Consider the following 20,583-nt stretch of genomic DNA (forward strand, 5'->3'; position numbering starts at 1 on the left):
GCTGAATTCGCCCCTGATTCAAGCACCGAAAGCGCCCTCGGGGCAGACCGCGTCCAGCCCGTCATCCCCGGTGAAGCTCACCCATTCAAAGGGCCGCGCCCGCGCCGCGCCGAACTGGGCGAGCCCCGTCATCGCCCGCCCCGGACCGTCCGGCTTAACAAGGCGCGCGGTGAGAGAGACCCGGATGCCGTCCGCCCCCGCCGGCGGCTCCAGCCCGTACAACGGGGCGCCCTGGATCGGGCCGGTCCCGCCTTGCACGGTGAGATACGGCGCGATGCAGGCCAGCCGCGCCGGCGTCATGTCGAGCACCAGGGTCAGCTCGCGGATATCCAGAAACGGCCGGTCGCCGATGCGGGCGCCGGGCCGGGCGTCATAGGCGTCACGCTCGGCGCCGAAAGGGCGGGGAGCGGCGTCGCTGTCGCGCCAGTCGAGAATCTGGTCGGTGAGCCGCCGAGAAACGCCCTCTCCGGCGCCGACGGCGGCGAACAGGCGCATCCAGGCGGTGTCGTCGGCCAGGTTGACGTCGATCCGGCCGTGGGTCGTGGAAAGCGCGGTTTCAATCGTGAAACCGTTCATCGAGACGGTGCGCGGAAACACGCTGACGCTGGCGCGGCCCTCCAGCGCGATCTGGAAGGCGGCGAGATCCAGGGCGGAGCGCAGCGCCGCCTGCTCGCGCATCACGGTGTCCTCGATCCGTGTCTCGATGATGCGGGCGCGCACGGCCAGCGCGGCGCCGGCGGCCAGGATCGAGACCAGAAGCGCGATCCACAGCACGAAGACCAGCGCGGAGCCCTGCTCTCGCGCCGCCGGCTTCATTGATCGAAGAGGCCGGGCTGACGGGCCTCGAGCGCGCGCATGTCGCGGCGCAGATCATTGAGGGCGCTTCTCTGGTCGTCATCGGAATTGATGATGCGCGGGGTCAGGAAGATCACCAGCTCGGAGCGCTCGGTGGTGGTGGAGCGCGACCGGAAGGCGGCGCCGAGCCCCGGAATGCGGCTCAATCCCGGCACGCCGGATCCGCTGGTGGTCTCGCTTTCGCGAATCAGCCCGCCCAGCGCGATGGTGGCGCGGCTGCGCACCGCCACGGTGGAGGTGAAGCGCAGCTGCTGGATGGTGGGCGAATCAATGCCGGACGTGTTGTTCGGCCGCACGCTGGACACTTCCTGCATCACGTCGAGCACCACCATGCCGCTGGCGTTGATGCGCGGGCTGACCTGCAGGATCACGCCGGTCTCGCGCAGCTCCACGGTGGAGACGATGGGCGCGCCTGGATCGGTGACCGACTGGGCGGTCTGGGTGACGATGGGCACCTCGTCGCCCACCTGCAGATTTGCGGTCTGGTTGTTCTGCACCATGATCGACGGCGCCGAGAGCACGGAAACATCAGTGACGGCGTTGAGCGCGCTCAGGGCCGCATTGATATCGGCGCCCACAAACGCGTAGTTGAAGCCGGGGAAGACCGGACCGGCGCCGCCTTCTGAATCGTTTGTGAACCCGATCGTGCCGTCGCCCTCGCCGCCGCGGGTTTCAAAAAACCAGCGCACCCCGAAGCTTAGCGCATCGGTGAGGCGCACCTCGGCGATGGTCGCCTCGATGAGCACCTGGGGCGGCATCACGTCCATGCGGTCCACAAGATCGACGATCTCGCGATATTCCTGATCGGTGGCGCGGATGATCAGCCCGTTGTTGAGCTCGTCGGCGATGACGGTGAGGCGAGAACCCTGCTCTGAATCCTGGCCCCCGTCCTGCCCAGGCGCCTGCCCGGCCTGGCCCTCCGCCGCGCCGGCGAATCTGGGCAGTCCCGCCGCGCCGGCTGCGGTCTCGCCGCCGGCGAAGGCCGCGGTGATCTGGCGCGCCAGCGCGGTGGAGGGCGTGTTGCGCGCCACATAATAGCGCAGCCGCCGCTCATCGCCGCCCGAGGGCTGGTCGAACCGGGTCAGCCAGGCCTGCGCATCATCAAACTGGGAGCGCGTGCGGGTCGCCACAAACAGCAGGTTCAGGCGCGGCAGAGGCAGGATGCGCGCCGTGCCCGGCGTCATCCCGCTGGCGGTCAGCACCGCGTCCAGCTCGCTGGCGGCCGTGCGCGCATCGGCGAAGCGCAGCTCGAACAGGCCGAACACCCGGTCAGACAGGGCCGGCGTATCAAACAGCGCCGCCGCTTCGGCGGCCGCCGCCACGTCCGGACCGGGACCTGTGAGGATCAAAAGCCCGCTTTCATCGTCAGCATTCACCGAGACTGACGGCGTGATGAAGGGCTCGATCAGCGCCAAAAGCGCATTGGGGGTGGTGTGGCGCACCGGCGTGATGCGCGCGCCGAAACCCAGCCGCGCGCCGGGACGGGCCGCGCCCTGGGCGGCCTGATCGGCGCTGGTCAGAAGAAACCCGTCGGTGCGTTCCACCAGCGCCAGGCCGGATTCTGCCAGCACCGCCTCAAGCGCCTGCAGCGCCGCGCGCACGGGTGCGGGCTCAGGGGCGGTGAGGGTGATGCGCCCGGAAATATTGGACGCCACCGACACCGGCTCGCCCAGCGCCTCGCCGATCACGGCGCGCACGACATCGGCGGCCGGCGCATCGACGAAATCGAGCCCGAGGGTGCGGGTTTGAAAGTCGCGCTCGCTCAAGCCCCCCGGCAGGCGTCCGCCGCGGCGATCATCGAAATACACAAGGCGGGCTGGATCATCGGGGATCGCCTCGCCCGCGGGGGTGACGAGCGCGGGCGATGCGGGCGCGGGCTCCATGGAAGCGCGAGGTGCGGGCGCAGGGTCGGAATACGGCTGCGCGGCGCCGGGCGCCGGCGCAAGCGGGCCGGCCGCGCATGCGGACAGCAGCAAGGCGGCGAGCGCCCAGCCAAGCGTATCTGCACGAAAATTCATGGACATGTCCCGACCCGGCACCTCATGGCGCACCCTAACCCAAGCCGCCCGCCGCCGCCACCACGGCGCGCCGCATCGCAAGGGAGGAACGACTGCATCGCCGCCCGCTCATCCCCGATCGCCGCCCAGGCGCAGCCTGACCGCCCCGTCCGGCGTTTGAAGCCGCACCCCGTCGGCGTCGAGCTCCAGGACCTCATAGCCGGACACGCTGTCGCCGGGGCGCACCGTGTAGGTGCGCGCGCCGTCGCTGAGCACGGCGAGCCGGCCCTCATCGCTTTGCACCAGACCGATCAGGCGAAGGGCGATCCTGTCCGCCGGGGCGCCGGGTTCGGGCGCGTCCTGCGGCGGCGCGAGGCGGGCGGTGAGCGCGGCCAGCGCCGACGCGTCCACCTGCGGCGCAGTGGCGGGGTTCGGCGCGCTCACACGCGGCGGCTCAGGTGTTGGCGTGACCAGAAGACCAAGCGCAGCAGCGGCGCCAATCGCGCCGACGGCGATGCAGGCCAGTGAAAACCGATCAAGGGTCATGACCCGGACTCCCGGGCTGAATCCTGACCCGCTTCCTGAACCGTCCGGACCAGGACAATTCGCGCCTGCACCAGATCTTCGTCCACTGCGGAAAGTGTGAACAGGAAGACCCGCGCCTCGCGCGTTTCAAGCCGGGCCAGCGCGTCGGCCACCGCGTCCGGCGCGCCGGTGAGCGCGATCTCCAGACGGATTTCCGATACGCCGCGAAGACGCGCCTCCTGGGGCGCGCCGATGGCGAAGCTCACCGGCGCGTCACTGAACTCACCAGCGATTCCCGCAGCGGTCTCGATCAACGCGGTCTGGGCCATGTCGGCGGTCCGGGCGGGCGCCGGACCGGACGGACCAAGCGCGTCGAGGCGATCCTGCAGCGCAGCGTGGAGGCGGGTGGTCTCGGCCATCACCTCGCCGCGCGCGGCGCTGCGTTCAACGAGAGAGAGGACCAGAACCAAGGCAACAAGCAGCGGCGCGGCGACGCCGAGGATCACCAGTGACACGGCGATGGCGCGCCGGGCGGCCAGGGGCAAAAGGGAGAGGCGGGCGATCATGGCTGCAGCTCCGCAATGTCCAGCGCCAGGGCTTCACCATCGCTCAGAATGATCAGGCCGGAGCGCTGATTGACGCGCACCTGCTCCACCGCTGCGCCCTCGGGCAGCCGCGCTTCAGCGCTTGCGACGCCGGAGAGCACCGCGGCAAGGCTTGGATAGGCCGCAAGGCGCGCCGCAGCCTCGGCGTCCGGCGCCGACTCCTGCAGCGCCCGCGACTGGGTTAGAAGATCGGCGCGCGCCGCTTCGAAACCGGAAATTCCAGCACTGAGGCTTGCGTCGGCTACGGTCCAGGCCGCCGCCAGACCCGCCAGCGCCAGGGCCGCCATGAGCCAGCGGCTGGGCCGGCCTTTCGGCGCGCCTTCAGCAAAGACAAGCGCGGGGCCCTGCCCGTCGAAATCGGCGGCCACGGTCCAGTCGCCGGCCCGCGAAGACGCCGCCGCCACCGCTTTTTCAAGGTCGCTTCGACGGGCTATGGCGATCTCGGCGGTCAGCGCGCCATCAGGCGACCAGCCCCGTGAGGTCACCGCAAAGGACGCGTCTTCCGGCGGGATCGGGCAGATCGCGGCAAAGCGCAGGCGCACCGCCTGCTCCAGATCTCCCGCCGCCTCAGCCGGCAAGGTGAGCGTGCGGCGCAGCACCGCTTCCGGGCTGAGCAGCACCACCAGACGCCCGCCCGGCGCCCCGCCATGGCGCCAATGTGCAAACAGCGACCGGCGCGCGCCCTGGGCCGGGCCGGGCTCGCCCTGCCGGTCCAGCGGGACAAGCTTTGCGCGACCGGTGGCGCCCAGATGCGCGAACGCACCCGGCAGGCTCGCGCCGGTCTCGCGCAGGGCCCAGCCCCAGACCGCCCCGGCGCTGCGGGCGGCTTTGTTGGCCGATGTCATCGCCGTCATGCGCCCTCCCGGCAGGCCTGCAGCCCGGAATCATAATCACAGGCGAGGTCCGCGCCCGCGCCCACCGCGATCTCCATGCGCCGCACCGCGCCATCGGGCCCCGTCGCCATGTCCACCACCACCAGGCGCGGCGGCGCCGGTCCCGGCCAGGCGTCGAACCAGCGCGGCGCTCCAAGCCCATGCGGATCTCCGAAATACAGCATCGCCAGAGCCGCGTCCGGACCCGTCAGGGTCTCGCTGGACGTCGCTCCGCCCGGCCAGGGCGCCGCCGTCAGCGCCAGACCTGATCGGCTCGCCGCCACCCGTACGCTCAGCGGCGCGCCGCCACCGGGGCGCGCGAGAAAGCTGAAGCCGCGCGAATCGCCCGTGAACGCGGCCTCGTCGGCGAAGTCGGCGCGCACCGCCACGCCCAGGAGATCGCGCAAGACCTGTTCGGCGCGCAAATGCGCTTCGGCCTCGCCCGCCGCCTGCGTGAGCCGGGCGTTCGCCGACACCGCGCCGCGCACCGCCGGTGTCGCGGCCACGGCGATCATGGCGAGCAGCGCCACCGCCACCAGCGTCTCGGTCAGGGTGAATCCGGCCTCGCGCGTCATGGGTTTCGCCCCACCCCGTCCTCGACCAACAGGAAGACATGGTCGGCGCGGCCCGGACCGGTGATGCGCACCTGGCTCATCACCGCGCCGGTGTCCGGGTGGGCGGGCAGGTTGGCCGGGATGAGCGCGACCCTCCAGCCGTCATAGCCCTCCACCGCAAGGCGCGGCGGCAGGCCGGCGCGCAGGCGCGCCTCGATATTGCGCGCAACGAGCCCTGATTCGCGCGCCTCGCCGCTGGCCCGCAGGCTCTGCGCGCTATTGGCGAAGGCGCTCATCCCGGCGGCCAGTACGGCGCCGGCGATGGCGGCGGCCACCAGCACCTCGGTGAGGGCGTAGCCGTCCTGATCAGTCGAGGATCTGGACATGGACACGGCCGCTGACTGCGGCGATCTCGATGGCGACGCGTGCGCCGCGATGTTCAAGGACAAGGCTCGAGGCCGGACTCATGCTGGCGCCGGCCACCGGCTGAAACACCAGCCGGTCCGGCTGCGAGACCAGAATGACCGGCCAGGATTCTTCAAGGTCCAGCCCCGCGATGCCATAGCCGTCTTCGGTCAGGCGAACCTCCACCGCCCGCCCTGTGCGGCGCGCCTCGGCGCGGGCGCGAGTGAAATCCCCGGCGATCTGTTCAGCGGCCTGGGTCAGCTCAAGGCGCGGCGAGACCGTGCGCGTAAGCCCGGCCAGCGCGCCGGCGGCCACAGCGCCGATGGCCAGCGCGACGAGCATTTCCAGCAGGGTGAAGCCTGCATCACTGCGCGAGGAGATCGCCATCTTCGCCCTCTCCGCCCGGCTCGCCGTCCCGGCCATAGCTCACCACTCGCGCCCGGTCGGTTTCGGGATCGTAGACATACATGTAGGCCGCGCCCCACGGATCGGTCAGCGCGGTCTCGTCGCCCAGATACGGCCCGCGCCAGGCGGCCAGCGGTTCGCCGTCGATTTCAGGCGCGGCCACAAGGGCGGGCAGGCCCTGGTCCTCGCGGGGATAGCCGCCGATATCGAGATAGTAGAGCTCCAGCGCGGTGACGATGTTGGACATTTGCGAGCGCGCCACATCGGCCTTGGCCCGGCCCAGATACCCGATCACGCGCGGCGCCACGATGGCCGCCAGAAGGGTGAGGATCGCCAGCACCACCAGAAGCTCGAACAAGGTGAAGCCCGCCTCGCAGGATCGATCCGAAGTCTTGCGCGCCATCAATAGACCACCTCGTTCAGGCTCAGGACACCGCTCATGACCGAGCCGATCAGCCCGGCCATCACCACGCCCAGCACCGCGATCAGGGCGGGACCCAGCAAATCGGCCCCGCGCCGCACCGTGCGCCGCGCCTCGGTTTCATACAATTGCGCGGCGCGGTTGAGAAGCAAGGCGAGACCGCCGGTGCGTTCGCCCAGCTTGATCAGGTCGAGCATGGAGTCCGGCAAGGCGCCGGTTTTCTCAAACGCGTCGCCCGGGCCCGCCCCGTCGCGCATGAGGGCGGCGGCCGCGGACAGCCGGGCCTTGCGCGCCGGAGACGCGACAAGCGCGCGGGCCACCTGCTCGGCGCGGGCGAAGGGCTGGCCATTATCCAGAAGAAGCGCGAGGGTCCTGGCGAAGCGGGCCGCATCCAGCTTGGCGCGCACCCCCGACAATAAGGGCGTGCGGTCGGCGATGCGGGCCGCGATCTCGGGACGGCGCGCCATCACCCGCCCGGCGGCGAGCACAAGCGCGAGACCGGCCAGAAGCAGCCACGGCCCCGCCGTGCGCACCAGAGCGCCGGCGGCCAGAACGAAGGCGGTTTCCGGCGGCGGCGCGCCGGCGCCGCGAAACAGCGTCTCGAACTCGGGCAGGACCCAGTAGCTGAGGAAAAACACCGTAAGGATAAAAAGGATGAGAATCGCGAACGGGTAGAGGAGCGCACTTGTGAGCTCCTTGCGGGTCTCCACCCTTGCTTCAAGCTCGGCTGAAAGCGTCTCCAGCACCGGGCCGAGGCGGCCCGAGGCCTCACCCGCCGCGATCATCGCAGGGACCAGGGGCGGCGCGCCGGCGGGATCGTCTTTCAGCGCCTGAGACAGGCTCGTCCCGCTTTCGACTTTCTCCAGCACGCGCGAGAGCAGCGCCGCCTCGCCGCGATGGCGGGCGCGCGCTTTCAGCGCCGCCAGAGCGTCGCGCACGGGCACGGCGGCGGTGGTGAGATCAGCAAGGCTTCGAATGAGCCCGGCGAACCGCGCTTCGCTTAAGCGCTCCGACCCGCTTTCCAGCGCCGGACCCCGCCTTGCGGTGAGGCGCACCGGGGTCAGACCTTCCCCGGCCAGGCGCGCGGCGGCAGCGGCTTCGCTCTCCGCCTCCACCTCGCCGCGAAGCGTGCGCCCGTCGGCGTGCTGGGCGACATAGCGCCAGCGGGCGGCGGCCTCACTCATCAAAGGCGCCGGCGAAGCGCGCCGCCTCCTCGCGTGTGGTCAGGCCCGCCTCCGCCTTGGCGCGCGCGTCCTCTCCCATGGAGACAAAGCCGCGGGCGGTGAGATGCGTGCGCAGGGTCTCGCCGCCGCCGCCATCGCGCACCAGGGCGCGCACTGCGTCGTCCACCACGAAGCCTTCCGCGATCGCGACGCGCCCGGCATATCCTGAACCGGCGCAGCGCCCGCAGCCGGCGCCGCCACAGTCGGCGCAGACCGTGCGCACCAGGCGCTGGGCGAAGGCGCCGGCCAGCGTCGCGGCGAGCAGGTAGGGCTCCACGCCCATATCGGCCAGGCGCACCACCGCGCCCGGCGCGTCGTTTGTGTGAAGGGTGGAGAGCACCAGATGGCCGGTCATGGCGGCCTGAACCGCGACGCGCGCGGTCTCGGCGTCCCGGATCTCGCCCACCATGATGACGTCGGGATCGTGGCGCAGGAAGCTGCGCAGGGCGCGGGCGAAATCCATCCCGATGGCCGGATTGACCTGAGACTGGGAGACGCCGGAGAGCCGGTATTCGATAGGGTCTTCAATGGTGAGGATCTTGCGCTCGCCGCCCGAAAGATGGCGCAGGGCCGCATAAAGCGTGGTTGTCTTGCCGCTGCCGGTGGGGCCGGTCACCAGCACCAGCCCGTTGGGCCGGGCCAGCGCGTTGCGCAGCGCCGCCGTCACCGCCGGCGCAAAGCCCAGCGCCTCAAGATCGCGCAGGCCGGCTGTCGGGTCCAGCAGGCGCACCGCCAGGCTTTCGCCATGCTCGGTGGGGATCACCGACACCCTCAGATCAATGGTGCGTCCGGCCACCGGAAAGCGCAGCGCCCCGTCCTGGGGGCGGCGATGCTCGGCGATGTCGAGATCGCACAGCACCTTGATGCGCGACACAGCCGCCAGCGCCTGGCTGGCGGCGATCCGCCCGGTTTCGCGCAAGACCCCGTCCACGCGCTGGCGCACGATCGCTTCTCTTGCTCCCGGCTCGATATGGATGTCGGAGGCCCGCGCCTCGGCGGCGTCCAGGATCAGCCCCGAGACCAGCCGCACCGTGGGTGCTGCGCTGGCCATGTCGCGCAGGCGCTCGGCGTCGGCGGCGATATCGCGGTCAAAGCCGCCCGGATCCGGGACGGCCGCATCGGGCAGGCGCGCGATCAACCGCTCGATCAGGCCGGCGGGGGCCACCTTGAAGCGCACCGGGGCGCCCAGGGCGAAGGCGAGACCGGCGGTTGCGTCGGTGTCGAACGGATCGGCGATGAGGGCGGTCGCGGCGCCGCCGTCCAGGGTGAGCGGCGCGCACCTTGCGGCGGCGAGGAAGGCGCGATTCACCCTGGAGCTGACGGACACGGCATCGATTTGAAGCCCTTCGCCGTCGATCACCGCATCGAGGCCGGCGGCTTCGGCGAACTGGCGCGCGATCGCCGCCTCGTCCATGAGCCCCAGTCTTGAAAGGATCTGGTCGGGCGCTTCGCCGCGCGTCGCCAGCGCACGCACATGGGCGGCGTCGGCGGCGTCCAGCGCGCCGGAGGCGAGGATGTGAGCAAGGCCTGGATGCGCCGTCATATCCGTGATCCTAAGCCTGCGGGCCGGGCGCGCATAGCACGCCCGGCGCCGCGGGATTTATGGCATGGACAGAGGAGTGCGCAGCCGGATCATGGCGCTGGTGGCGTCAAAATCGCCGTCGCCTAGCCCGTTCAGTGTGATCTCGCCGGAGAGTCTGGCGCCATTGTCAAAGGCGGCGTTCAGACCGACGCGGGCGTCGGCGCGGAACTCCGACAGGCCCTCCAGGAACCCGGTGGCGTTGATCACCTCGGCCTGATCGAAATTATAGATCGCCTGTAGCGTCATGTACGGCTCGATATAGGCCGTCTCGCTCTTCACGAAGCGATAGGCGAACTCCGGTCCGAAGCGCAGCCGGCCCAGCGTCACCGATTGACCGGGAATGGCGAAGCCCAGGCTGTCGGTATAGGCGCCGCTGTCTTCGGAGAACCAGGCGAGCCCGGCTTCCGGGGTGATCCGCCAGTTTCCGCGGAAGATTTCACCGGCCAGATTGGCCTCCAGCAGCCAGCGATCGGTCTCGAAGTCATCCACATAAAGGCCAAGCGGGTTGATCGTGTTGTCCGACCGGCCCCAGGCCCCGCGGGCGTCAAAGTACAGGTTCTCGCCAATGCGCATCGCCATGTAAGGCCCGGCCATCCAGCCATCGCCCTCGACCTGGCTCCTCAGCTCGCCGGTGGTGGTCTCCATGCGGTCATACTGGATCAGCACGCCGGCCAGGAGGTCTTCGTTGATCATCAAGTCGGCGCCCAGATAGACGAGGCCGAACCTGTTGGACGATGACAGGCCCGCCCGGTTGTCCTCGACCCCTGAATAGCTCGCCTGCACCCAGACATCGATGACGCCCGGAGCGCCGGCGTTGGAGAAGTCGAACCCGGCATAGGCCGGCTCGTCCTCGTCGGCGAAGGGATCGCCCTCGCGGCCCATTTCGCGCATGCCCGAGAGCGAAAGCGCGAAGGCGGAGTCGAACCTGCCCTCGGTGAAGTCGGCCGAGAAGCCGTTGGCGGCCTGGGCGCGCCCGCGCCGCAGCCGATCGCCGATGCTCGGGCTCATGGTCAGCAGCTGATCGGCGCGTTGGGCCATGAAGTCGCGGATCGCCGTGGCGGTGACGCGCTGGACATAGGCCTCATCGCGCACATTGGCGAAGGTGCAGGTCAGGTTTTCGTTGGGATCAAGATCCAGCGCCACGCTGGCGCCAGCGACGTCGAAACTGGAGCCGCCGTCGCTGTCGCCGGCGCAGCTGATCGACTGGAGACGCCAGCCTTCCGGCGCGATCTGGCGGATCGAATACTGGCCGCGCGTCACCTCAAGCGGACCCAGCCGGCTGGTTCCGTTCACCGTGGAGAGCGTGCGCCCGTCCACGTCCGCGATGTCCGAGGTGAAGCCGAAATCGCCGTCACCGGCGATGTCCGGCGCGGTGGTGGCGATCAGGGTGAGCGAGCCCAGACGCTCCACGATCTGCACGGTGACCGGGATGGCGATCGTCTGGGTCCGCACGGCCTGGGTCCCGATTGACCCGCTGGGCGCCGAAGATCCTGACAGATTGAAGATCTGGATCGTGGCGTTGTACGTGCCGGCGTCGAGCGCCAGGACATTGTCGTTGAACGCCACGGTGAAGACCGCCGTGCCGCCGGCCGGGATCGACCCTTCGGCGGGGGTGATGTCCAGCCAGTCCACGTTCACCTCGACACGGAAGCTCAGCGGCGAGCCGCCCACATTGGTCAGCGGGAATTGCGCGCTGACTGACGCCGGGTCGGTGAAGTCGGACGGCAGGGTGATCGGGACGGAGACCTGGATATCAGGATCGACGCCCGCTTCGGCCTCCACCGCAAACACACAGGCGCCGGTGTCGCCCGGCGCCAGGGTGACGCTGGCCGTGCCCGCAGCGCTGTCGGTCTGGTTGGCGGCCCCGGTGCAGCTCACCGAATCCAGGGTGAATCCGTCTACGTCGGTAATGGCGAAGGCGTAGCTTCCTTCCGCCAGCGTATTGAAGCTCGCCTGGCCGGTCTGGCCGGAGGTGGTGATGTCAAAGGCGCCAAGACCGCCGGTGAAGGCGAAGGTTTCGTCGATCGAGCCGTTGATCGCGACGCTGACCGTGAGGCCGGCTCGGCGCATGTCCACCGCAAAGGCGCCGTTTTGCTCGAACGGCGTCAGGGTGTTGCCCGCCGCGTCGGCGAAGCCGGCGACAGACACCTTCACGCCCGCAAGAGACTGTCCGCCGTCCCGGACCGTCGCGGTGAGGACATAGGCGGTTCGCGCCTCGTTCAACGCGCCCACGGTGGTCGACAGGGTCGACGAGAGATCCGCGTCAAAGGTGACTGTCCCGGCGACGGCGGCGCTCAGAGGCTCGGAGAAGGTGACGGTGAGCGTGAACACATCGCCGACATTGTCGAGACGCAGATCGCTGTCGGACGCCACAAGGCTCGTCACCCGGGGCGCCGATCCGTCATTCTGGATCGTAAACGCCTCGGCGGCGGTGTTGGCGTTGCCTGCGGCGTCAGATGCTGCGGCCGCCGGAAGATTGACCACGACAGGGCCGTCGGCGGCCGGCGTGATGGTGAGCGTATAGGCTGCACCAGACCCGGACAGCTCGCTGCCTGTGCCGTTGGTCAGGGCGAAATCGCCCAGCGCCAGGCCGGTGACGGGCTCTGAGAAGGTGACGGCGAGCGTGAAGGCCCCCGACACCGGACCGGCCGCGGTGGAGCTGAGCGCCACGCTTGGCGCCGTCCCATCGTTCTGACGGATGAGCTGCGCCGCCGCGAGGCTGGCGTTACCGGCCGCGTCGCTGGCCGCAGCGGCCGCCACGTCCACAGTCACCGCGCCGTCGGCGGCCGGTGTGATTGTGGCGGTGTAGACCGCACCCGAGCCGGCGAGACTGGACGCCGCGCCATTGCCCACCGTTATGTCGCCCAGCGCAAAGCCGGTGACGGCTTCGGTGAAGGTGAAGGTCGCGGTGAAGGCTCCAGAGACCGGATTGGAACTCGCCGTCGTGATGGCGAGGCCCGGCGCAGTGCCATCATTGGTGATGGAGAGCTGCGTCGCCGCCGTGTTGGCGTTGCCTGCGGCGTCGTTGGCGGCGTTCGCCGCCACGTCCACAGTCACCGCGCCGTTTGCCGCCGGGGTGATGGTGGCGGTGTAGACCGCGCCCGAGCCGGCGAGATTTGACGCCGCGCCATTGCCCACAACGATGTCGCCCAGCGCAAAGCCGGTGACGGCTTCGGTGAAGGTGAAGGTCGCGGTGAAGGCTCCAGAGACCGGATTGGAACTCGCCGTCGTGATAGCGAGCCCCGGCGCCGTGGCGTCATTCGCAATCGAGAACCGCGGCGCGGCGATGTTAAGATTTCCGGCAAAGTCCGTGGCCACCCCTGCAGGAATGTCGACCGTGACCGGGCCCTCCGCCGTCGGCGTAACCGTTGCTGTATAGCTGTTGCCCGCTTGCGGCTGGAAGTTCGAAAGCGTTCCGTTGCCAACTACCACTTCGCTGGCGACAAGAACATTCGGCCCGCCATTGACCGGTTCCGAAAATCCGATCCCGATGTCGAACGGGCCCGTCACCGGACCGGTCGCCGATACGGCCTGGATGCTGACCGTTGGCGGCGTATTGTCGACGAGCCAACCCAAGTTGACCAGTCCGCTCGGATTGAGTGGAGTCCCGGCGGCATCCGTGATGTTCTGACCTGTGGCAGGCCGGATTTCGACGGCGCCGTTGAAGCCGGCGAGATCGCCGCCAGACACGGTCAGAGTCACGCTGGTTCCGGTCGCAGCCGAAACGGCGATGCTGGCGCCGGTCAGGCCGGTCACTGTGAAGTCATCGCCCGAAATGTTCTGAACCGGTTCGCTGAATGTCACCGAGCCCACAAGAGTGTCGGCGCTCGTCGTGCCGTTGGGCGCCGTCACGCGGGCTGTAGAGGTTACGGTCGGCGCCGTGCCGTCGGCCTGGATGGAGAACTGCGGCGCTGCGACATTGGGGTTGCCGGCTTCATCGATCAGGGCGCCGAAGGGAACGTCGACCGTGACAGCACCATCGGCCGTGGGCGTGATGTTGGCGGTGTATGCAGCGCCGCCTCCGGCCACATTGGAGACCGAGCCGTTGCCGACAGTCAAAGAAGCCGCTGTGAAGCCGGAGACTGGCTCTGAGAAGGTCACCGTGATGGGAAACACCCCCGAGACCGGATCGCTCGCCGTGGAGCTGATCGTGGTCGTCGGCGCGGTGAGGTCGACAGCCAGACTGTACTGATTGGCGATATTGCCATTGCCCGCTCCGTCAACAGCCGCGCCTGCGCCGATCCCGACCTGAAGCGTCCCTTCGGCCACCGGGGTGACATCGATAATGTAGACAGCGCCCGAACCCGAGAAGCCATCCAGACGGCCATTGACCACATTCAGATCGGCGGTAGTGAAGCCAGTGACGGTTTCGGAGAAGGTGACGGTCAACCTGATTTGCCCGCCGGCGACCACAGTCGGGTCGAGTCTTGCGCCTGCATTAGTGCTGGCCGAAAACGTGATGGTCGGCGCCGTGGCGTCCCGGGTTATGGAGAACTGCGTCGCCGCGGTATTGGGGTTGTTGGCCGTGTCCGTGGCGGCGTTCGCGGCGACGTCGACCCCCACCTCACCATCGGCGGCCGGGGTGATAGTGGCGGTGTAGATTGCGCCTGAACCGGCCAGGGTCGACGCCGCGCCATTGGTCACGTTGATATCGTCCAACGCGAAACCGGTGACGGATTCGGTGAACGTGAAGGTCGCAGTGAAGGCTCCCGACACCGGATCACTGGACGCGGTGGTGATCGAAAGGCCCGGACGCGTGCTGTCGCTGATGATCGAGAACTCGGGGGCGGCGGAATTCGGGTTGCCAGCGAGGTCGGTGGCCGCTCCCGCAGCGACGTTGACAGTAATTGGACCGTCTGCGTTCGGAGTGACCTCTGCGCTATACAGAATACCGCTACTGTCTGCGTTGAAAGTCGATGTTGTGCCGTTTGTGACGATGAAGTCACTCAGGGAAAAGCCTTGAACAGCCTCAGAAAAAGTGACCCTGATCCCGAAGGTGCCAGATACCAGACTATTTCCTGTCTGCGAAGAAATTACAGCCGTTGGGACAGTCGCATCGTTTATTACGCGGATCAGTTCAGATTGAGTATTGGGATTGCTCGCGGCATCACTGGCCACACCGGGAGCCACCTGGAGGTTGACCGCTCCCTCAGCCGCCGGCGTGATGTCGGCGGTATATGTGGCTCCAGAGCCTGCAAAATTGGACGCCGTGCCGTTGACGACGAACAGATCGCCAACCAGAAAGCCGGTGACGGACTCGGTGAACGTTACGGTTACAGAGAACGTGCCGGAAACCCGGCCAGAAGACGCGGTGGTGATGGAGACTCCGGGCGCGCCGGTGTCCTTGGTCGCCGTGGCGGTGGCGGCGGGGCCTTCATTGGTCGCGCTATCGGTCAGCGTCGCAGACAGGGTCAGCAGGCCGTCAGCCAGTGACGACAGATCAAGTCCGGTGATCTGGTCAGTGGCGGTGGCCAGCGTGCCGCCGCCCGTCACGGCGCCCGCGCCCCCGCTGGACGAAATGCTATAGGCGTAAGCGGCGCCCGGCTCGCCGCCGGCGAAGGTGAAGGAGATGGCGCCCTGATTGGCGGCGCTCACAACACCCTGATCGAAAGAGGCGGTATAGCCCGCCGGCGCGGCGTCGTCCGCGCCGGTTCCCTGGATGGCGAAGGTGAAGGGCGCCTCGTCCCCGTCGTCATTGGCGATGGAGACCGTCGCCGTTCGCACGAGCTGCTGGGTGGGATCAAAGCTGATCTCGAACGTCGTCGTTCCGCCGTTCGCTGCAACAGTGGCGGCGGGCTGGGTGGTGACTGTCCAGTCCCCCACCCCGGCGCCGGAGAGCGACACCGCGTTGGCACCCAGAGTCAGAACTCCCGTGCCGGGGTTGGAAATGGTGAAAGTACGCGTGATCGGCGCGCCGGCGGAGAAGCCGGTGGCTCCGAAATCCGTGCCGTCGCCGGCGTCCGGCGTCGCGTCCGTATAGGCGATGTCGGCGCCGCCCAGACCCGCAACGGCGATCTCGGGCGAGACGCCAGCGCCGTTCACGCCGAACTGGTAGAGCGGCTCATCGGAGTCGGAGGTGGAAAATGCGAATGCGGCCGCCCGGAAGCCGTCACTCGTTGGCGCAAATTGAATCGTAAAGGCCTGCGACCCGCCGGGTGCAATAACGCCCGAGCCGCCAGGCTGAGAGAGGACAGTAAAGAAGCCGGAGCCGCTTATCCGTTCAACGATCACGTCGCGCGCGCCGGATGGCGCAGTCAGGGTGAGATTGGTGTCGCCAATATTGCGGATGGTGAAGCTCGCCGTCGCGGTGGTCCCTGACCGGACTGACCCGAATCCGGTGCCAGCGGCGAACGATGTCGTGAAGTCGCCGGAGATGATCTCGATGGAATTGCCTTCCAGCTGCACTTCCGGCGCGCCGGTTCCGCTTCCCTGGATTACGAAAGTGTAGGGGTTTTCATCGGAATCGTCGTTGGCGATGGAGATCCGCGCGCTGAACACTCCGGCCGCATTCGGTGTGAAGTTCACGGTGAAGGTGTCCGTGCCCGACGACGCAATACTGGTTGCGGGCTGATCAGAAACCGAGAAGACGCCTGCGCTGTCATTGGTGATCGACACCGCGTTGGCGCCCAGCGTCAGCGCACCGCCGCCCAGACTATTGATGGTGAAGGTCCGTGACGACGTCGCGGCGATGGCCGCATCGGCGAATTCGGTGTGGTCGGCGGCGCTGGCCGAGGCGTCCCCGCTCTCGATGACGACCGAATTGCCGCGCACCTCGATCTCGGACCCGGCCACGCCGGTTCCGCGAACGACGAAATCGAACGCGGCCTCGTCAGCGTCATCGCTATTGATGATATAGGTTCGCTGATCAGACCCAAGTGATGGCGGGTTATAGTTTATTGTGAAGGTGGCCGAAGCGCCCGGCGCGATCACAGAGGGGAATGCGCTGACATTTTGAGAAAAGCCGCTCCCACCAGGAGTAATGGCGGCGTCGGTAACGTTGATTGAGGCGATTGATAACGGCCCGGTGCCGGTGTTGGACAGACGAACCGTGCGCGTCACCGAACCAGCGAAGACATCCACATTGCCGAAATCGGTGAGGGTTGCTGTCGACACCGTTGCTGAGCCGTCGCCGATCGGGAGCGAGGCGCCCACGATCTGAACCTCGATCTCCGGCGCCGCGGCCACGGCCTGGACCGTGAAGGTGTTGGACGCCGCGTTGCCGTTCGTGTCGGTGTCCTGCGCCACGCCGGCCCCGACGCTGACGGTGACGGCGCCCGTCGCCGCGGGCGTGATGGTGGCGGTGAAGTCCCGCCCGTCGCCGCTCAGCGCGCTCGCCACGCCATTGACCACGGTGATGTCGCCCGCATCAAAACCGGTGACGGTCTCGGAAAATCCGATACTGGCGGTGAATCCGACACCGGCGCCCACCGGGCCGGCGGGACCGGTGACCACGACCTGCGGGACGGCGGTGAAGAGAGTCAGGCTGTCGGAAGCGGTGAATCCCGAAGCGATCGCCTGTGCGCCGCCGCCATCATTCTGGGAACCGGTCAGGTTGCTGGTGGTGCTGGGATAGGCGCCGGCGGCGGCGCCGGCCGGCGTTTGCACAGTCACCGAGAAGGTGCAGGTCGCCCCGTCGGCGATATTGCCGCCCGACAGCGTGATCGTGCTCGTGCCTGAAAGCGTGGAGCCCGCGCCGCACACATTGGAGGCGGGCAGACCCGTGGCCACAAGACCAGAAAGGGCCGCGTCCAGATTGTCGGTGAAGGCGAGATTGGTCGCGCTGGTCCCTTCCGCCGGTACGATCGTGTATTGCAGCGTCGTCGTGGAGCCGGCGACAACCGGGTCGTTGAGGAAAGATTTCGTGAACTGCAGCGGCGCGCCCGCGCCTTCCGCGCCGGCGACGGTCAGCGTGGCCAACGCCCGATCGCCGCTACGGCCCGTGGAGCCGAGCGTATAGTTTAGAGCGGTTGTCGCAAGATTATAGCTGTTCGGCGTCGCGCCGCCCGGAACCAGCACAGTGACGGAAAAGGTGCAGCTGCCATTGGCGATGAGGTTTCCGCCAGAGAAATTGAGGGAGGTCGTCCCGGTGATGCTGGAGCCCGTACCGCAGGGGTCGGTGGGCAGCGGCGCCTGCGCGGCCAGCGTGGAGAGAGCGCCGGTCAGATTAAGCGAGAACGACGCGCCCGACACGGCCGTCGTCGGACTGGTGTTCGCAATGGTGAACTGCAGCGTCGCCGTGTCGCCCGGCGCCGGCGCGGGACCGGTGATCGCCATGGAGAACTCAGCCTGACCGTCGAGCACGGTGACATTGACCGGGGTTCCTGCGGTGTTGGCGTTGCCCGCCAGATCCTGCACGCCGCCCGCATTGACAGACAATGCGATCGTGCCGGCCGTGGTGGCGGTGACGTCGAAATTGCCGCCCCTGATGGCCCCGGTTTCGTCAGTGACCGTGGTGAAGTTCGAGACCGTGCCGTTGGGCGCATTCACATCACCGACATCGAAACCGGTGACGGTTTCATTGAATGACACGCCGGCTGAAAACACCTCGCCGACGCTGACAAGGGTCTCGCTGGGGGTAATCGTGGCGACCGGCGGCGCAGTGTCGGCCACCACGGTCAGATCGACTGACGGCACGCTCAGGGAAAACGCTGTCGGCGCGCCGACGTTTTGCTGGTTTGCGCTTGCGCCTCCGTTCTCGAAGGTGACCGGCTGCGCAAACCCCGTGAGATTGCCGGGGCTGATCGTGTAGACACCGGCAGGAATGTCGGCGGGAAGCTGCACGGTCACTGCAACGGTGCAGGACAGGTTAGGTGAAAATGAGGGGTAGGGCCCCAGCGACATCCCGGACCAGTTCGCCGTGGCGGCGCCGACGCCGGGTCCGGACCCGTTGCAGTTCGGGTCGGAGATGGCAATAAACGAGCTTGCGCCGCTCCCGCCAGAGAACGTGACCACCTGGCCGCCGCTTCCCAGCCCGGTCAGGCTGATGCTGAGCGACATGTTGGACAGGGTGTTACCGGAATATGTGGCGATCGAGCCGCTGGTTCCGGTGAACGTGGCCGGTGACGATATGGGAATTTCGATCTGGATCTGATCGCCGGGCTCCACAACGCCGGCTGCACTGACTACCGGGGTGGCGTCAAAAACCGCGGTGGTGCCGACGCTCTGAGCCTGCGCCGCGCTGTGGCCGAAGGCGAAACATCCAATCGCGGCGGCGAACACAATGGCTCTGAAAGTGTGCGTAAACATGTGCGTCGCCCCCCTTTGGCGCCCGCGAACAATGCGGACGCCATAAATCTGGTGGCGACCCTACACCTATGCGGGCTTTGCGGGAACGCAAAACAGCGAAATTTGAGTAATAAGTCTATTTGCCATCAACTGAATTTCGCGCGACCCCTTGCCTGTCAGGCGATTTTTCGGGCCCGGACTTCAGTGAGAACCCAGTCCAGCGGCGCATCATGTGTCTCGGTCGGTACACGCGATAGGAGCTGCGCCTCATAGGCGAGGCCCACCGCAATCACCGGCCCGGATTCACGCAGTCGCTGCAATGTGCGGTCGTAATACCCGCCGCCATAGCCAAGGCGGCGGCCCGCCGGGTCGAAGGCCAGCAGAGGCACGAGCACAAGGACGGGGCGCACTTCCGGGTGAGTGGAGGAGGGCTCCTCCACGCCGAACGCGCCCCTGACCAGCGAATCACCCGGCGTCCAGCTGCGAAACACCAGGGGCGTGTCCGGGCCGGTGACGCAGGGCAGGCCGATGCGCACCTGCTCGCAATAGAATGTCTCCAGAAGCCGCGCAGGATCAATCTCGTCGCGGATGGCGCGATAGCCCGCCACGACGGAGTGGAGCGGCGGCCAGATTTCGTCGGGAAAATTATCGGCGAGACGCTCGCCGGCCCGGGGGTCGGCCGCATGCGCTGCGGCGCGCCTGCGGGCCGCCCCGGCGCGGGCGCGCTTCTTCCGCCAACCCATCAGCATGGCGCAAATCCGAGACGCTGGATCGCCCCCCCGGGCCCTGCGGGCCCGCAAGGGCGACCGCCCGCCCGCAGCGAAAGCGAGGATCTCCAAAAAAGAAAAGCAGCGGGTCCAAATGCGCCGGTGACCATTTTCCAACCCTGATGACCCGGTAAACCAGGTGGGCGCCGCGTGTCCAAGGCCACGGCCAGGGACAGAGGTAGCTCCCTCTCAGAGATGTAAGGTCCTCGGGATGTTATGGCCTGTCGAACGCTCCAGAGCCCGCCATTGACGAATGTGGGGTCGGCGCGCTCCGCGCTCAAGGGGTTTCTCCACTTGCGCCCTGCGCATCCTCGTCCGGGTCGTCATCAGGATCGTCGCCGGAATCGGATTCGCAAGCCCCCGCCAGCGCTTCAAGGTGTTCGGCCGCCCGGCTCACCGCCTCGGCGGCGCGGGCGCGTTCGGCGCGGACGCGCGCTTCGGCCTGGGAGAGCCGGCCCTTCAGCTCGGTCATCTCCTCCTTCATGGACTCCGCCCGGCCCTGGGCTTCGCGCATTTCATCGGAGACGATGAGCGAGGCCATGAGCAGAAGGCGCACATCGCCGATCTGACCCACCTTGTCGGCGAGATCGCGCACATGGCCGTCCAGATGACCGGCGAGATCGCGAAGATAGGCCTGCTGGCCCTCCTCGCACCCGATCGTAAAGGCGCGCCCGTTCAGGGAAATCGTCACCTTGCTCACGAAGCGCCCCTCGGATCATCCAGATCGCCTGGATCGCCCAGCACCGCGGCCAGCTCGGCCATGGCGGCCTCCAGTGCGGCGTCGGCCTCGCGGGCGGCGGCGGTCAGCTCCTCCTCGCGGCCCCGCGCCGCATCCAGCGCTTCAGCCAGACGCGACCGGTCCGCATCGCTGTCGCGCGACGCGGCGGCCTCGCCCTCGGCGGCGGCGCACCGGCGCTCCAGCTCATTGAGTCGCGCGCCGACGCGCGCGCATGCCCGTTCAAGGCGCGCCGATGCGGAGGCCAGCAGATCTTCGTTCGGGGCGGAGGCGGAACCGGTCATCGTCCCTAAATTCCGCCTTTACGCCGCAAAGTTCAAGTGATGCGGCAGGGCGAACCCGCTGCGGGGCCGGATTTTACAGCCGGCGCTCTTGGCCCAACCGCTTGGCGACAGCGTTAAGCCGTCCTAA

15 protein-coding genes and 1 other RNA gene are annotated in these 20,583 nt (G+C 68.1%); all 16 read right to left on the reverse strand.

Annotation, left to right across the window (positions count from 1 at the left end; genetic code table 11):
* Positions 1-18 precede the first annotated feature (18 nt).
* Positions 19-816, reverse strand: coding sequence for a type II secretion system minor pseudopilin (locus tag ACWCOP_RS13605; protein WP_478248832.1), 798 nt, complete (start codon positions 814-816; stop codon positions 19-21).
* Positions 813-2,873 carry a type II secretion system secretin GspD gene (gene gspD / locus ACWCOP_RS13610; RefSeq protein WP_478248833.1) on the reverse strand — a complete coding sequence of 687 codons (2,061 nt, stop codon included), beginning with the start codon at positions 2,871-2,873 and terminating at the stop codon, positions 813-815. Before gspD ends, ACWCOP_RS13605 begins: the two co-directional genes overlap by 4 nt.
* A 108-nt stretch (positions 2,874-2,981) precedes the next feature.
* Positions 2,982-3,398 (reverse strand): hypothetical protein, encoded by a 417-nt coding sequence (locus ACWCOP_RS13615; RefSeq protein WP_478248834.1) that lies wholly within the window; start codon positions 3,396-3,398, stop codon positions 2,982-2,984.
* Positions 3,395-3,943: a hypothetical protein gene (locus ACWCOP_RS13620; RefSeq protein ID WP_478248835.1), complete on the reverse strand. Its 549-nt coding sequence runs from the start codon at positions 3,941-3,943 to the stop codon at positions 3,395-3,397. Before ACWCOP_RS13620 ends, ACWCOP_RS13615 begins: the two co-directional genes overlap by 4 nt.
* Entirely contained in the window at positions 3,940-4,836 is an 897-nt protein-coding gene (locus tag ACWCOP_RS13625) for a hypothetical protein (RefSeq protein WP_478248836.1), read from the reverse strand. The genes ACWCOP_RS13620 and ACWCOP_RS13625 overlap by 4 nt, the downstream gene beginning before the upstream one ends.
* Complete coding sequence (locus ACWCOP_RS13630) at positions 4,833-5,429, reverse strand: PulJ/GspJ family protein (protein WP_478248837.1); 597 nt, start codon at positions 5,427-5,429, stop codon at positions 4,833-4,835. Before ACWCOP_RS13630 ends, ACWCOP_RS13625 begins: the two co-directional genes overlap by 4 nt.
* Positions 5,426-5,794, reverse strand: coding sequence for a hypothetical protein (locus ACWCOP_RS13635; protein ID WP_478248838.1), 369 nt, complete (start codon positions 5,792-5,794; stop codon positions 5,426-5,428). The genes ACWCOP_RS13630 and ACWCOP_RS13635 overlap by 4 nt, the downstream gene beginning before the upstream one ends.
* Entirely contained in the window at positions 5,775-6,200 is a 426-nt protein-coding gene (locus tag ACWCOP_RS13640) for a pilus assembly FimT family protein (protein ID WP_478248839.1), read from the reverse strand. The genes ACWCOP_RS13635 and ACWCOP_RS13640 overlap by 20 nt, the downstream gene beginning before the upstream one ends.
* On the reverse strand, positions 6,178-6,621 hold the full coding sequence (gspG, locus tag ACWCOP_RS13645; RefSeq protein WP_478248840.1) for a type II secretion system major pseudopilin GspG: 444 nt from the start codon (positions 6,619-6,621) through the stop codon (positions 6,178-6,180). The genes ACWCOP_RS13640 and gspG overlap by 23 nt, the downstream gene beginning before the upstream one ends.
* Positions 6,621-7,823, reverse strand: coding sequence for a type II secretion system F family protein (locus ACWCOP_RS13650; protein ID WP_478248841.1), 1,203 nt, complete (start codon positions 7,821-7,823; stop codon positions 6,621-6,623). Before ACWCOP_RS13650 ends, gspG begins: the two co-directional genes overlap by 1 nt.
* Entirely contained in the window at positions 7,816-9,405 is a 1,590-nt protein-coding gene (locus ACWCOP_RS13655; protein ID WP_478248842.1) for a GspE/PulE family protein, read from the reverse strand. Before ACWCOP_RS13655 ends, ACWCOP_RS13650 begins: the two co-directional genes overlap by 8 nt.
* Positions 9,406-9,462: 57 nt before the next feature.
* Complete coding sequence (locus ACWCOP_RS13660; RefSeq protein WP_478248843.1) at positions 9,463-18,690, reverse strand: Ig-like domain-containing protein; 9,228 nt, start codon at positions 18,688-18,690, stop codon at positions 9,463-9,465.
* A gap of 155 nt (positions 18,691-18,845) precedes the next feature.
* On the reverse strand, positions 18,846-19,418 hold the full coding sequence (locus tag ACWCOP_RS13665; RefSeq protein ID WP_478248844.1) for a 5-formyltetrahydrofolate cyclo-ligase: 573 nt from the start codon (positions 19,416-19,418) through the stop codon (positions 18,846-18,848).
* A 101-nt stretch (positions 19,419-19,519) separates the two neighbouring features.
* A non-coding RNA gene (gene ssrS, locus ACWCOP_RS13670) (6S RNA) lies at positions 19,520-19,679 on the reverse strand.
* A gap of 34 nt (positions 19,680-19,713) precedes the next feature.
* On the reverse strand, positions 19,714-20,136 hold the full coding sequence (locus ACWCOP_RS13675; RefSeq protein WP_478248845.1) for a cell division protein ZapA: 423 nt from the start codon (positions 20,134-20,136) through the stop codon (positions 19,714-19,716).
* The gene (locus tag ACWCOP_RS13680; RefSeq protein ID WP_478248846.1) at positions 20,133-20,456 is read right to left on the reverse strand and encodes a DUF4164 family protein; all 324 of its coding nucleotides are present in this window, start codon (positions 20,454-20,456) and stop codon (positions 20,133-20,135) included. The genes ACWCOP_RS13675 and ACWCOP_RS13680 overlap by 4 nt, the downstream gene beginning before the upstream one ends.
* Positions 20,457-20,583 lie beyond the last annotated feature (127 nt).

The sequence above is a fragment of the Apolloniradiicaulis salifontis genome (genome assembly GCF_053756655.1).